Here is a 12,436-nt window from a genome sequence, read left to right as displayed (position 1 = left end):
AGTTCCTATCGAGTGCGGCCATTTCTCATAAGGATGCCACCATGACTACTGAAACACTGAACATAGAAATTTCCTGGCCAGAAACGCTTGACGTCCCGGCTGGCGCTACCGTGAACGCCCAAATCTGGGTCGGCACCGAGGCAGCCAGCTACCGGTTGATCTGCGATGAAGATGTCGCTGCCCCGGCCACCACTTCGCCAGCCACCATCGCGTTCACCTACAATACCGAAGACCTGCTGCCCGTAGATGCCGAAACCGTGTGGGACCACTTCCACACCTCCCCCTACCTCATGCACGATGGCAAGCGCCTCAACATTGCGCGCGTTGCAAAAATCAGCATCTCCGAAGCTCAGTTGTCCGGTTGGAAGATAGCGATTTCCTGATGCCCCAGGCAGCCCTGCTCCAGGGCTGCCCGTTCAATTTCGAACTTCCCGATACCTGCCACGCTCTGACTTAGCAAGCCCTTTGCCAGCCGCCGTGCCATGGACCTCGTAATCGCCCGCCCCGAAGGCCTGTACTGCCCGCCCGGTGATTTCTACATCGACCCCTGGCGGCCGGTGGACCGTGCCATCATCACCCATGGCCACGGTGATCACGCGCGTACCGGTAATCGCCACTACCTCACTGCCGCCTCTGGCGAAGGTATCTTGCGCAGTCGCCTGGGCCAGGCTATCGACCTGCAGACCCTGGCCTACGGCGAGCGCATCCGCCACCACGGGGTTACCCTGAGCCTGCACCCGGCCGGTCACGTACTGGGTTCGGCGCAAGTGCGCCTGGAACACCAGGGCCAAGTCTGGGTCGCTTCGGGCGACTACAAAGTCGAACCCGACGGCACCTGCGCAGCCTTCGAGCCCGTGGCGTGCCACACCTTCATCACCGAGTCGACCTTCGGCCTGCCGATCTATCGCTGGCCCAGCCAGGCCGAGGTCTTTGCCGGCATCAATGCCTGGTGGCGGGCCAACCGCGATCAGGGCAAAGCCAGCGTGCTGTTCTGCTACGCCTTCGGCAAGGCGCAGCGCATCCTTCATGGGCTGGACGCGAGTATCGGGCCAATTCTGGTGCACGGTGCGGTCGAGCCGCTGAACCGGGTGTACCGAGAGGCAGGCGTGTACTTGCCAGAAACTCGCTATGCCGGCGATATCCCACGCAACGACCCGTTGCTGCGCCAGGCCTTGGTCCTGGCCCCACCGTCAGCCGGCGGCAGCAGCTGGATGCGCCGCTTCGGCGACTACAGCGATGCCTTCGCCAGCGGCTGGATGCTGTTGCGCGGTACACGCCGCCGACGTGGCGTCGACCGCGGCTTCGTGCTGTCGGACCATGCTGACTGGCCAGGGCTGCTGTGGGCCATCGGCCAGACCGGTGCACAGCGGGTGATGGTCACCCATGGTTCGGTCAACGTGCTGGTGCGCTATCTCAACGAACAGGGCCTGGATGCCCGTGCCTTCGCCACCGAATACGGCGATGAAGACGAGTCGACACCCGCCGGTGCCGAGGCATGAAGGCCTTTGCCGCGCTGTACCTGCGCCTGGACGCGACCACCTCCAGCAACGCCAAGCTCGAAGCGTTGCGCGATTACTTTGCCCAGGCCCCTGCCGACGATGCGGCCTGGGCCGTTTACTTCCTGGCCGGTGGCCGCCCCCGGCAACTGGTGCCCACCCGTGTGCTGCGTGAGCTGGCCACTGCCCTGGCAGCACTGCCCGACTGGCTGTTCGAAGAAAGTTACCAAGCCGTGGGCGACCTTGCCGAGACCATTTCGTTGCTGCTGCCTCAGAACGGCCAGGGCAGCGACGATGGCTTGGCCTACTGGGTCGAGGCTCACCTGCTGCCCCTTCGCGGGTTGCCGGCCGAAGAGGTCCGCCAGCGCCTGCCACCGCTCTGGGCGCAGCTCGACCGGCCCAGCCTGATGCTGTGCCTGAAGCTGATCACCGGCAGCTTTCGCGTTGGTGTGTCCAAGCTGCTGGTCACCCGCGCCCTGGCTCAGCTGGCAGGCCTCGACGCCAAGCGCGTGGCCCAACGCCTGGTCGGCTACACCGACATCGGCCACCGCCCCAGCGCCGCCGATTACCACCGTTTGGTGGCCGCCGAGTCGGCCGATGAGCACAGCCAGCGCGGCGGCCAGCCGTATCCATTCTTCCTGGCGCATGCGTTGCAGGCGCCAACCGAGCAGTTCGATGCGCTGCTCGGGCCACCGAGCGATTGGCAGGTCGAATGGAAATGGGACGGCATCCGCGCCCAGGTGGTCAAGCGTGACGGCCAGCTGTGGGTCTGGTCACGCGGCGAAGAACTGGTCACCGATCGCTTCCCCGAGCTGCACAGCTTGGCGCAAACCTTGCCGGATGGCGTTGTGCTCGATGGCGAGATTCTGGTCTGGAAGCCTGGCGCCACCCGCGGTGCGCTGGCCGTGCAGCCCTTCGCCCTGCTGCAACAGCGCCTGGGCCGCAAGACCTTGGGCAAGAAGCTGTTGGCCGATGCCCCCGTGGTGCTGCAGGCCTACGACCTGCTGGAATGGCAGGGCGAGGATTGGCGCAACCGCGCGCAGCACGCGCGTCGTCGGCAACTGGAGCGCCTGGTGGCAGAATACCCACTGGCGCCGGTGCTGCTCTCGCCGTTACTCGAAGGGCTGAGCTGGGCCGACCTCGCCGAGCAGCGTGAGCAGTCGCGTAGCCTGGGCGTGGAAGGCCTGATGCTCAAGCAGCGTGAGGCCCTGTATGGCGTAGGCCGCACCAAGGACATGGGCACCTGGTGGAAATGGAAGATCGACCCGTTCAGCGTCGATGCCGTATTGATTTACGCCCAACGCGGCCATGGCCGCCGCGCCAGCCTCTACAGCGACTACACGTTTGCCGTGTGGAACGCGCCCCCGGGCAGCCCCGAGCGGGCCTTGGTTCCCTTCGCCAAGGCCTATTCCGGGCTGAGCGATGAAGAGATGCGCAAGGTCGACGCGATCATCCGCAAGACCACCGTTGAAACGTTCGGCCCGGTGCGCAGCGTGACCCCAACCCTGGTCTTTGAACTGGGCTTCGAGGGCATTGCCCTGTCCAGCCGCCACAAAAGCGGCATCGCCGTGCGCTTTCCGCGCATGCTGCGCTGGCGCCTGGACAAACCGGTGGAAGAAGCCGACGACCTGGCCACATTGCAGGCATTGCTGATCTGAAGAGGCACAGAGTGGCAAACTATGCTTCTATCTTTGTGCCGACCCGTGTCGCAGACCGTTTTCGCCACGTAGCCAGGACCCCCATGCACCATTCGACCCACGACCTGCTTGCCCCCGTACCGGGCATCTCACGCCAACTGCACAGCTTCCACTTTGGCCCACGCGGTGGCGGCAAGGTGTACATCCAGGCCTCGCTGCATGCCGACGAACTGCCCGGCATGCTGGTGGCGTGGCACCTCAAGCGGCGGCTGGCCGAGTTGGAGCAGCAGGGCCGTCTGCAACGGGAAATCATCCTGGTGCCGGTGGCTAACCCGGTAGGCCTGGAACAGGTACTGCTGGACGCACCGCTGGGGCGCTTCGAACTGCAAAGCGGCGAGAACTTCAATCGCAATTTCGTCGACTTGTCGGACAGCATCGGTGATCAGATCGAACAGCACCTGACCCAGGACCCGGCCCACAACATTGCCCTGATCCGTGAATACCTGCGCCGCGGGCTGGACGCATACCCCACCCGCACGCCCCTCCAGGCCCAGCGCCTGATCCTGCAGCGCCTGGCCTGTGACGCCGACCTGATACTGGACCTGCACTGCGACTTCGAAGCCGTCGAGCACCTGTACACCACACCCGAAGCCTGGCCACAGATCGAGCCACTGGCCCGTTATTTGGGGGCCCAGGCCAGCTTGCTGGCCACCGACTCCGGCGGGCAATCGTTCGATGAATGTTTGAGCCTGGTCTGGTGGCAGTTGCAGCAACGCTTCGGCAAGCGTTTCCCGATCCCGCTGGGCTGCTGTGCGGTGACCGTCGAGTTGCGTGGGCAGGCGGATGTTAGCCACGAACTGGCCGGCAAGGACTGCCAGGCGATACTCGACTTCCTGACCCATGCCGGCGTCATCGAAGGGGCCCACGCGCCCCTTCCACCGCTGCCCCGCCCGGCCACGCCGTTAGCCGCCGTGGAACCGATATCTGCACCGCTGGGCGGCTTGCTGGTGTACCACGCCCGCCCAGGCCAGCACCTGCAAGCCGACCAGTTGATCGCCGAAGTCATCGACCCGCTCAACGACCGGGTAACCGCCGTGCGCAACAGCCAACCCGGCCTGCTGTACGCCCGCAGCGTGCGGCGCATGGCGACGGCGGGCATGGTCATCGCCCATGTGGCCGGCGAGCACGTGTGCCGCAGCGGCTACCTACTGGGTAACTGATCCGGTAAAACCAATCGGCCGGGCAAGCGGTCAGTAGAAGCACAACCTTCGAAGGATCGCCTGCCCCCATGCCCGCCTCCACCGACCTCGCCAATGCCTGGTTCGCCCAGCGCGGCTGGAAGCCGTTCGCCTTCCAGCGGCGTGTCTGGGCAGCCGTCGAGCGCGGTGAATCCGGGCTGTTGCACGCCAGTACCGGCGCCGGTAAAACCTACGCGGTCTGGCTGGCAGCGCTTCGCGCGTTCGCCACCAGCCCCTCTGGCCGCCAACCGGCCCCCTTGCAGGTGCTTTGGGTCACGCCCATGCGCGCCTTGGCCGCCGATACCGCGCGCGCCTTGCAAGCACCGCTCAATGAACTGGGGCTGAACTGGAGCGTTGGAGTCCGCAGTGGCGATACCCGCAGCGCAGAGCGTGCGCGGCAGGCAAGACGCCTGCCCAGCGTATTGATCACCACACCCGAAAGCCTGACCTTGCTGCTGACCCGGGCGCAGGCCCGCGAGGACTTCGCTGGCCTGCGCCTGGTGGTGGTGGACGAGTGGCATGAGCTGCTCGGCAACAAGCGTGGCGTGCAATTGCAGCTGGCCTTGGCGCGCCTGCGCCACTGGCACCCGCAGTTGCTGACCTGGGGGCTTTCGGCGACCCTCGGCAACCTGCAACACGCGCTTGAAGTGCTGTTGCCTCACGAAGGGTTGCTGGTGCAAGGCCGACAGGACAAACACCTGCAAGTCGACACCCTGCTGCCGCCAGAGATCGAGCGTTTCCCCTGGGCAGGGCACATGGGCCTGAAGATGCTCGACCAGGTCAGCACGCAAATCGACAATAGCGCCAGCAGCCTGGTCTTCACCAATACCCGCGCCCAGGCCGAACTCTGGTACCAGGCATTGCTCGATGCACGCCCAGACTGGGCCGGCCTGATCGCCCTGCACCATGCCTCACTGGCCCGCGATACCCGCGACTGGGTCGAACGCAACCTGAAGCAAGGCACGCTGAAAGCGGTCATCTGCACCTCCAGCCTGGACCTGGGCGTGGACTTCTTGCCTGTGGAGCGGGTGTTGCAGATCGGCTCGGCCAAAGGTATCGCCCGCCTGATGCAGCGTGCCGGGCGCTCCGGGCATGCACCCGGGCGCCCCTCGCGGGTGACCCTGGTGCCCACCCACAGCCTGGAGCTGGTGGAGGCGGCGGCGGCCCGAAAGGCGCTGCTTGCCGGGCAGATCGAGGCCAGAAGTTCGCCACGCCTGTGCATGGATGTACTGGTGCAACACCTGGTCAGCATGGCCCTGGGCAGCGGCTTTCGGCCCGATCAGTTGCTTGACGAAGTGCGCAGCACCTGGGCCTTTCGCACGTTGCGCGACAGCCAGTGGCAGTGGGCGCTGGACTTCGTCTGCCACGGCGGCAACTCGCTCAGCGCCTACCCGGACTACCAGCGTGTCGAGGCCCAGGCCGACGGCGTCTGGCGGGTTGCCAGCGAGCGCCTGGCACGCCGGCACCGCATGGGCATCGGCACCATCGTCAGCGACGCCAGCCTGCAGCTCAAGTACTGGAGCAAGGGCGGTGGCGGCAAGTCGCTGGGCAGTGTCGAAGAGGCCTTCATCGCCCGCCTGCGTCCGGGTGACAGCCTGGTCTTCGCCGGCCGGGTGCTGGAGTTGGTGCGGGTCGAAAACATGACCGCCTACGTACGTCGCAGCACCTCGCGCAAAGCCGCCGTGGCACGCTGGAATGGCGGGCGCATGCCACTGTCCAGCGAACTGGCCGATGCCCTGGTCGAACAGCTCGATGCCGCCGCCCACCAACATTACGACGGCCCGGAAATGCGCGCCGTACGCCCCCTGCTGGAGCTGCAGGCGCGCTGGTCGGCCCTGCCAACCACCGGCACGCTGCTGGCAGAAACCCTGAAATCACGCCAGGGCTGGCACCTGTTTCTCTATCCGTTCGCCGGGCGCATGGCCAACCTGGGGCTGGCCAACCTGATTGCCTGGCGAGTCAGCCGGGTACAGCCACTGTCTGTGTCCATCGCCGTCAGTGACTATGGCTTTGAACTGCTCAGCCCGAGCGCCGTGGACTGGGCGGCGCACTTGCCCACTGCGCTATCGCCCGAGCAGCTGCTGGAGGACGTATTGGCCAGCCTCAACGCGGGCGAGATGGCGCTGCGGCGCTTTCGCGAGATCGCCCAGATCGCCGGGCTGGTGTTTGGCGGCTACCCGGCAGCGCAAAAGAGCACCCGGCAGATCCAGGCGTCGAGCGGGCTTTTCTACGAGGTGTTTCGCAAGCACGATGCCGACAATCTGCTGCTCGGCCAGGCCCGGGACGAAGTGCTGCGCGAAGAACTGGAGATCGATCGGCTGCAGCGCCAGTTGCTGAAGATGGGCCAACTGCGGCTGGACCTGCATGAGTTGCGCCGCCCCGGCCCATTGGCCTTCGCCTTGCTGGTGGAAGGCATGCGCGAAACCTTGAGCACTGAAAAGCTGGCTGACCGCATTGCGCGAATGGTGGCAGACCTGGAGAACGCAGCGAGTGGCACGCGATGAATGATTACCTGGCCATCGAACACTGCGAAGAAACGCTTTGGCTGTTGCCGGACAAAGCCCTGTACTGGCCTGCCCGCCGCGCCCTGCTGGTAGCCGATGTGCATATCGGCAAGGCCGCCAGTTATCGCGCCCTTCATCAACCCGTGCCGCGCGGTACTACCGAAGCCACCTTGGCACGCCTGAATACCCTGCTGACCAACCATGACTGCCAATTACTGGTCGTGCTCGGCGATTTTCTGCATGCCCGCACCGGCCGCGCACCTGCGACGCTGGCCAGGCTGCAGGCGTGGCGCCAACGGCATGCCGAGCTACGGATCGTGCTGGTGCGTGGCAACCATGATCGCCACGCGGGCGACCCACCGGCTGAACTGGGTATCGAAGTGGTGGAAGAGCCGTGGGTGTTGGCACCTTTTGCCTTGCAGCACGAGCCTCTCGCCCACCCCCAGTACCCGGTGCTGGCGGGGCATGTTCACCCTGTGTTCGTCTTGCAGGGGCGAGCCAGGCAGCGACTGCGCCTGCCTTGCTTTCTGATCGATGACAAAGTCAGCCTGCTACCCGCCTTCGGTGAGTTCACCGGTGGCTGGCGCGTCCACCCCGATAGCACCAGCCGAGTGTTTCTGACCGGCGCTGAACGGGTATGGGCGCTATAGCAGCAGCGGCTTAGGCGACCGGCGCGGGAGGCGGCTCATCGGGCAAGGTCGGTTCACCTGGCTCCATGGGCGTTTCACCGGGTTGCGATGGTTGCGGGGTATCGGGACCTGGCTGGTGAGGCACGCCCCCCGCCTGCATCGGCAGCGGATGCGCCAGCAATGACCAAGGCAACAACCCGACCTGATTGGGCTGCAAGCCAGCCAGCTTGGCACTGATTGCGGGATGGAGTTTCATTGGCGGCTCCTGACGGGCGCCGATACGCATCATGCACATCGGCAGTTACCCGTTGGAGTACCAAACACACGGGGAATTCCCCGCGCTCGTCGGCTCAGGTGCGTGGCAAGGTGACGCCGCGCTGGCCCTGGTACTTGCCGCCGCGGTCCTTGTACGACACCTCGCACTCTTCGTCGGATTCGAGGAAGAGCATCTGCGCCACACCTTCGTTGGCATAAATTTTTGCCGGCAGGGTGGTGGTGTTGGAGAACTCAAGGGTCACGTGGCCTTCCCATTCCGGTTCGAGCGGGGTGACGTTGACGATGATGCCGCAGCGCGCGTAAGTGCTTTTGCCCAGGCAGATGGTCAGCACGTTGCGTGGAATGCGGAAGTACTCCACAGTGCGGGCCAGGGCGAAGGAGTTTGGCGGGATGATGCAGACGTCGCTCTTGACGTCGACGAAGCTGCCGGCGTCGAAGTTTTTCGGGTCGACGGTGGCCGAATTGATGTTGGTGAACACCTTGAATTCGTCGGCGCAGCGCACGTCGTAGCCGTAGCTGGAGACGCCGAAGGAGATGACCCGGCTGTCGTGCTCGCCGCGCACCTGGCGCTCGACGAACGGTTCGATCATGCCGTGTTCCTGCGCCATGCGGCGAATCCACTTGTCCGATTTGATGCTCATGGCGGGTGTCCTGAAGAGTTGCTAGGTGAAAATCGTGAGGCGCATCTTACCGGTCCCGGCGCTCGCTTCAAAGTTCCATCCTGCATTCTGGCTATAATCCCCGCCGGGCGGGGCCTACAGCCGCCGCCGATCTGAATTTCAGTAAAGCGGCTTCTGGCCATTGGCAGGTTGCAGAAAGTGGGGTAAGGTGACGCCACTGTGCTGCACGTGACACCGAGAATCTCTAGTTTGATGCACGATCTGATCGGCCCATCTCTGAATTTTCTGCTCTCTTTGCACTCAGTCCCGGGCAGGGTTTTTCCTGACCGTAATCAACTTTGTCCAAGGAGACAGAAACATGTCCAATCGCCAAAACGGTACCGTTAAGTGGTTCAACGATGAGAAAGGCTACGGCTTCATCACCCCTCAGTCGGGTGACGACCTCTTCGTACACTTCAAAGCCATCCAAGCTGACGGCTTCAAGACCCTGAAAGAAGGCCAGGCTGTTACCTTCGTCGCTACCCGCGGCCAGAAAGGTATGCAGGCTGAAGAAGTTCAGATCGCCTAAGTCGATCTAAGCTTACAAGCTTTCAAAAAACCCGCCTTCTGGCGGGTTTTTTTATGCCTTCTGCAATGGCATGCCCTGTAGAAGCGGCCTTGCCGGGCCGTTCCTGCAGAGACCGCTGCAGCGGCGAGGATATCAATCCTCGCTGATGGTAATGCTCGGCATCGCCGGCGCCGCCGCTTCCTGCAGGACGATGCGCGCGCCCACCTGGCGGGCCAACTCCTGATAGACCATGGCGATCTGGCTTTCCGGCTCGGCAATCGCCGTCGGCTTGCCGCTGTCGGCCTGCTCACGGATCAGCATCGACAGCGGCAGCGAGGCCAGCAGGTCGACGCCGTATTGGGCCGCCAGCTTTTCACCGCCACCTTCGCCGAACAGGTGCTCGGCATGGCCACAGTTCGAACAGATGTGCACGGCCATGTTCTCCACCACACCCAGCACCGGGATGTTGACCTTGCGGAACATTTCCACGCCCTTCTTGGCGTCCAGCAGGGCCAGGTCTTGCGGGGTGGTGACGATCACCGAGCCGGCCACCGGTACTTTCTGCGCCAGGGTCAGCTGAATGTCACCGGTGCCCGGCGGCATGTCGATCACCAGGTAATCGAGGTCATCCCAGGCGGTCTGGGTCACCAGTTGCAGCAGCGCACCGGACACCATCGGGCCACGCCATACCATCGGCGTGTTGTCGTCGGTGAGAAACGCCATGGACATGACTTCCACACCATGCGCCTTGATCGGCACAAACCACTTCTGCTCGCGAATCTGTGGCCGGGTGCCTTCAGCGATGCCGAACATCACGCCCTGGCTTGGGCCATAGATATCCGCGTCGAGAATACCTACCCGGGCGCCTTCACGGGCCAGGGCCAGGGCCAGGTTGGCAGCAGTGGTCGACTTGCCGACGCCACCCTTGCCCGAAGCCACGGCGATGATGTTCTTGACGTTGGCCATGGCCGGCACCTGGGCCTGGGCCTTGTGCGCGGCGACCACGCAGTCGATCGACACCTGGGCACTGGTGACGCCGTCAAGGTTGCCGATTGCTGTCTGCAATACCTGGGCCCAGCCGTTCTTGAACAACCCTGCGGCATACCCCAGTTGCAACTGCACACTGACCTGACCGCCCTGGATATCGACGGCGCGCACACAACCGGCGCTGACCGGATCCTGGTTCAGATAGGGGTCGGTGTACTGGCGAAGCACGCCTTCGACGGCGGCACGGGTGACGGCACTCATGGAGACTCCCATTGGCAAACTGAATGTAAAACAGGCGCCTATCCTAACCCGTCAATCGTCAGCAGGTGCGACTGTGGGGTGAAATATGTTCGCCAGCCCTTTATAGTGGCCGATCACCCTCATTTTTACCCCGTAGCCAGATAAGTAGCCGAGCCACCATGTCCGAGCCACGTCAGATTCTCGTCACCAGCGCCTTGCCCTATGCCAATGGATCAATCCATCTTGGCCATATGCTCGAGTACATCCAGACAGACATGTGGGTCCGCTTCCAGAAGCTACGCGGCAACCAGTGCATCTACGTCTGCGCCGACGACGCCCACGGCTCGGCCATCATGCTGCGCGCCGAAAAGGAAGGCATCACGCCCGAACAGCTGATCGCCAACGTCCAGGCCGAGCACAGCGGCGACTTCGCCGATTTCCTGGTGGACTTCGACAACTTCCACTCGACCCACAGCGAAGAGAACCGCGAGCTGTCCGGCCTGATCTACACGCGCCTGCGTGAGGCCGGGCACATTGCCACCCGTTCGGTGACCCAGTATTTCGACCCTGAAAAGGGCATGTTCCTGGCCGACCGCTTCATCAAGGGCACCTGCCCCAAGTGCGCGGCCGAAGACCAGTACGGCGACAACTGCGAAAAGTGCGGCGCCACCTACGCCCCCACCGAGCTGAAGAACCCCAAGTCGGCCATCTCCGGTGCCACCCCGGTGCTGCGTGATTCCCAGCACTTCTTCTTCAAGCTGCCCGACTTCCAGGCGATGCTGCAGCAGTGGACCCGCAGCGGCACCTTGCAGGAGGCCGTCGCCAACAAGCTCGCCGAATGGCTGGACTCGGGCCTGCAGGAGTGGGACATCTCCCGCGATGCGCCGTACTTCGGCTTCGAGATCCCGGGCGAGCCGGGCAAATACTTCTACGTCTGGCTGGATGCGCCAATCGGCTACATGGCCAGCTTCAAGAACCTCTGCGCGCGCCGCCCGGAGCTGGACTTCGATGCGTTCTGGAAAGAAGACTCCACTGCCGAGCTGTACCACTTCATCGGCAAGGACATCGTCAACTTCCACGCATTGTTCTGGCCAGCCATGCTCGAAGGCGCGGGTTTCCGCAAGCCAACCGCAGTCAACGTGCACGGCTACCTGACCGTCAACGGCGCCAAGATGTCCAAGTCGCGCGGCACCTTCATCAAGGCGCGCACCTACCTGGACCACCTGCAACCGGAATACCTGCGCTACTACTACGCGGCCAAACTGGGCCGTGGCGTAGATGACCTGGACCTGAACCTGGAAGACTTCGTGCAGAAGGTCAACTCCGACCTGGTCGGCAAGGTGGTCAATATCGCCAGCCGTTGCGCAGGCTTCATTCACAAAGGCAACGAAGGTGTGATGGTGGCCGGCGATGCCGCACCTGAGCTGACCGAGGCCTTCCTGGCCGCCGCACCGTCCATTGCCGAGGCCTACGAGAGCCGCGACTTCGCCCGTGCGATGCGCGAAATCATGGCCCTGGCCGACCGCGCCAACGCCTGGATCGCCGAAAAGGCCCCTTGGTCGCTGGCCAAGCAGGAAGGCAAGCAGGACGAGGTGCAAGCCATCTGCGCTCAGGGCGTAAACCTGTTCCGCCAGTTGGTGATCTTCCTCAAACCGGTACTGCCGTTACTGGCTGCCGACGCCGAGGCCTTCCTCAATGTCGCGCCGCTGACCTGGAACGACCACCAGTCGCGCCTGGAAAACCACCGCCTGAACGCTTTCAAGGCACTGATGAGCCGCATCGAACCGGCCAAGGTCGAAGCCATGGTCGCCGCGAGCAAGGAAGACTTGCTGGCTGCTGCCGGCCAGGCCCAGGCCCCGGCCGGCAATGGCGAGCTGACCAAGGAGCCGCTGTCGGCGGAAATCGAGTTCGACACCTTTGCCGCCGTCGACTTGCGCGTGGCCCTGATCGTCAAGGCCGAGGCCGTCGCAGGTGCCGACAAGTTGCTGCAACTGACACTGGACATCGGTGACGAACGCCGCAACGTGTTCTCCGGTATCAAGTCGGCCTACCCCGACCCCTCCAAGCTGGAAGGCCGCCTGACCATGATGGTAGCCAACCTAAAGCCTCGCAAGATGCGCTTTGGCGTGTCCGAAGGCATGGTCATGGCTGCCGGCCCTGGCGGTGAAGAGATCTACCTGCTCAGCCCCGACAGCGGCGCCAAACCAGGCCAGCGCATCAAGTAAGCCCCCTGCCCCGGCCTCAGTGCCGGGGCAGTTCCAT

Annotated in this window: 11 protein-coding genes; 8 read left to right on the top strand and 3 right to left on the bottom strand. The window is 63.9% G+C overall.

The window, feature by feature from the left end:
- Positions 1–41 precede the first annotated feature (41 nt).
- From CKW22_RS13725 to pdeM, 6 genes are all read left to right on the top strand, one after another.
- Complete coding sequence (locus CKW22_RS13725; protein ID WP_033702648.1) at positions 42–383, top strand: hypothetical protein; 342 nt, start codon at positions 42–44, stop codon at positions 381–383.
- Between the two features lie 99 nt (positions 384–482).
- Positions 483–1,499, top strand: coding sequence for a ligase-associated DNA damage response exonuclease (locus CKW22_RS13720; protein ID WP_033702649.1), 1,017 nt, complete (start codon positions 483–485; stop codon positions 1,497–1,499).
- On the top strand, positions 1,496–3,154 hold the full coding sequence (locus tag CKW22_RS13715; RefSeq protein WP_033702650.1) for an ATP-dependent DNA ligase: 1,659 nt from the start codon (positions 1,496–1,498) through the stop codon (positions 3,152–3,154). The genes CKW22_RS13720 and CKW22_RS13715 overlap by 4 nt, the downstream gene beginning before the upstream one ends.
- Before the next feature lie 83 nt (positions 3,155–3,237).
- Complete coding sequence (locus CKW22_RS13710; RefSeq protein WP_095064238.1) at positions 3,238–4,353, top strand: succinylglutamate desuccinylase/aspartoacylase family protein; 1,116 nt, start codon at positions 3,238–3,240, stop codon at positions 4,351–4,353.
- Positions 4,354–4,421: 68 nt separating this feature from the next.
- Complete coding sequence (locus tag CKW22_RS13705; protein WP_095064237.1) at positions 4,422–6,875, top strand: ligase-associated DNA damage response DEXH box helicase; 2,454 nt, start codon at positions 4,422–4,424, stop codon at positions 6,873–6,875.
- A complete protein-coding gene (pdeM, locus tag CKW22_RS13700) occupies positions 6,872–7,525 on the top strand; it encodes a ligase-associated DNA damage response endonuclease PdeM (protein ID WP_047583671.1) in 654 nt (217 codons plus the stop codon). The genes CKW22_RS13705 and pdeM overlap by 4 nt, the downstream gene beginning before the upstream one ends.
- Before the next feature lie 10 nt (positions 7,526–7,535).
- On the opposite strand, the gene CKW22_RS13695 is transcribed toward pdeM, so the two are convergent.
- Together CKW22_RS13695 and dcd are read right to left on the bottom strand one after the other, a co-directional pair.
- Positions 7,536–7,760, bottom strand: a complete 225-nt coding sequence (locus tag CKW22_RS13695; protein ID WP_033702655.1) for a hypothetical protein — start codon at positions 7,758–7,760, stop codon at positions 7,536–7,538.
- A 94-nt stretch (positions 7,761–7,854) separates the two neighbouring features.
- Positions 7,855–8,421 (bottom strand): dCTP deaminase, encoded by a 567-nt coding sequence (gene dcd, locus CKW22_RS13690; protein ID WP_012313046.1) that lies wholly within the window; start codon positions 8,419–8,421, stop codon positions 7,855–7,857.
- A 337-nt stretch (positions 8,422–8,758) separates the two neighbouring features.
- Between dcd and CKW22_RS13685 the strand changes: the two genes are divergently transcribed.
- A complete protein-coding gene (locus CKW22_RS13685) occupies positions 8,759–8,968 on the top strand; it encodes a cold-shock protein (protein ID WP_012273869.1) in 210 nt (69 codons plus the stop codon).
- A gap of 132 nt (positions 8,969–9,100) precedes the next feature.
- Here the strand turns inward: CKW22_RS13685 and apbC are convergent, their stop codons facing one another.
- Positions 9,101–10,195, bottom strand: coding sequence for an iron-sulfur cluster carrier protein ApbC (gene apbC / locus CKW22_RS13680; protein WP_033702656.1), 1,095 nt, complete (start codon positions 10,193–10,195; stop codon positions 9,101–9,103).
- A gap of 158 nt (positions 10,196–10,353) precedes the next feature.
- Between apbC and metG the strand changes: the two genes are divergently transcribed.
- Positions 10,354–12,399: a methionine--tRNA ligase gene (metG, locus tag CKW22_RS13675; RefSeq protein ID WP_033702657.1), complete on the top strand. Its 2,046-nt coding sequence runs from the start codon at positions 10,354–10,356 to the stop codon at positions 12,397–12,399.
- Positions 12,400–12,436: the final 37 nt, after the last annotated feature.

The sequence above is a fragment of the Pseudomonas sp. Irchel s3f19 genome (genome assembly GCF_900187555.1).
In the GTDB taxonomy this organism is placed as follows: domain Bacteria; phylum Pseudomonadota; class Gammaproteobacteria; order Pseudomonadales; family Pseudomonadaceae; genus Aquipseudomonas; species Aquipseudomonas capeferrum.
The sequence above is the reverse complement of the archived record's forward strand: the minus strand, read 5'-3'. Positions and strand labels throughout refer to the sequence as shown.

Bases quoted from the DNA above. Each gene is read 5' to 3' on its own strand.
- CKW22_RS13710 (WP_095064238.1), top strand. From the start codon at position 3,238: ATGCACCATTCGACCCACGACCTGCTTGCCCCCGTACCGGGCATCTCA.
- CKW22_RS13685 (WP_012273869.1), top strand. From the start codon at position 8,759: ATGTCCAATCGCCAAAACGGTACCGTTAAGTGGTTCAACGATGAGAAA.
- CKW22_RS13715 (WP_033702650.1), top strand. From the start codon at position 1,496: ATGAAGGCCTTTGCCGCGCTGTACCTGCGCCTGGACGCGACCACCTCC.
- CKW22_RS13725 (WP_033702648.1), top strand. From the start codon at position 42: ATGACTACTGAAACACTGAACATAGAAATTTCCTGGCCAGAAACGCTT.
- apbC (WP_033702656.1), bottom strand. From the start codon at position 10,195: ATGAGTGCCGTCACCCGTGCCGCCGTCGAAGGCGTGCTTCGCCAGTAC.
- pdeM (WP_047583671.1), top strand. From the start codon at position 6,872: ATGAATGATTACCTGGCCATCGAACACTGCGAAGAAACGCTTTGGCTG.
- dcd (WP_012313046.1), bottom strand. From the start codon at position 8,421: ATGAGCATCAAATCGGACAAGTGGATTCGCCGCATGGCGCAGGAACAC.
- CKW22_RS13705 (WP_095064237.1), top strand. From the start codon at position 4,422: ATGCCCGCCTCCACCGACCTCGCCAATGCCTGGTTCGCCCAGCGCGGC.
- CKW22_RS13695 (WP_033702655.1), bottom strand. From the start codon at position 7,760: ATGAAACTCCATCCCGCAATCAGTGCCAAGCTGGCTGGCTTGCAGCCC.
- metG (WP_033702657.1), top strand. From the start codon at position 10,354: ATGTCCGAGCCACGTCAGATTCTCGTCACCAGCGCCTTGCCCTATGCC.
- CKW22_RS13720 (WP_033702649.1), top strand. From the start codon at position 483: ATGGACCTCGTAATCGCCCGCCCCGAAGGCCTGTACTGCCCGCCCGGT.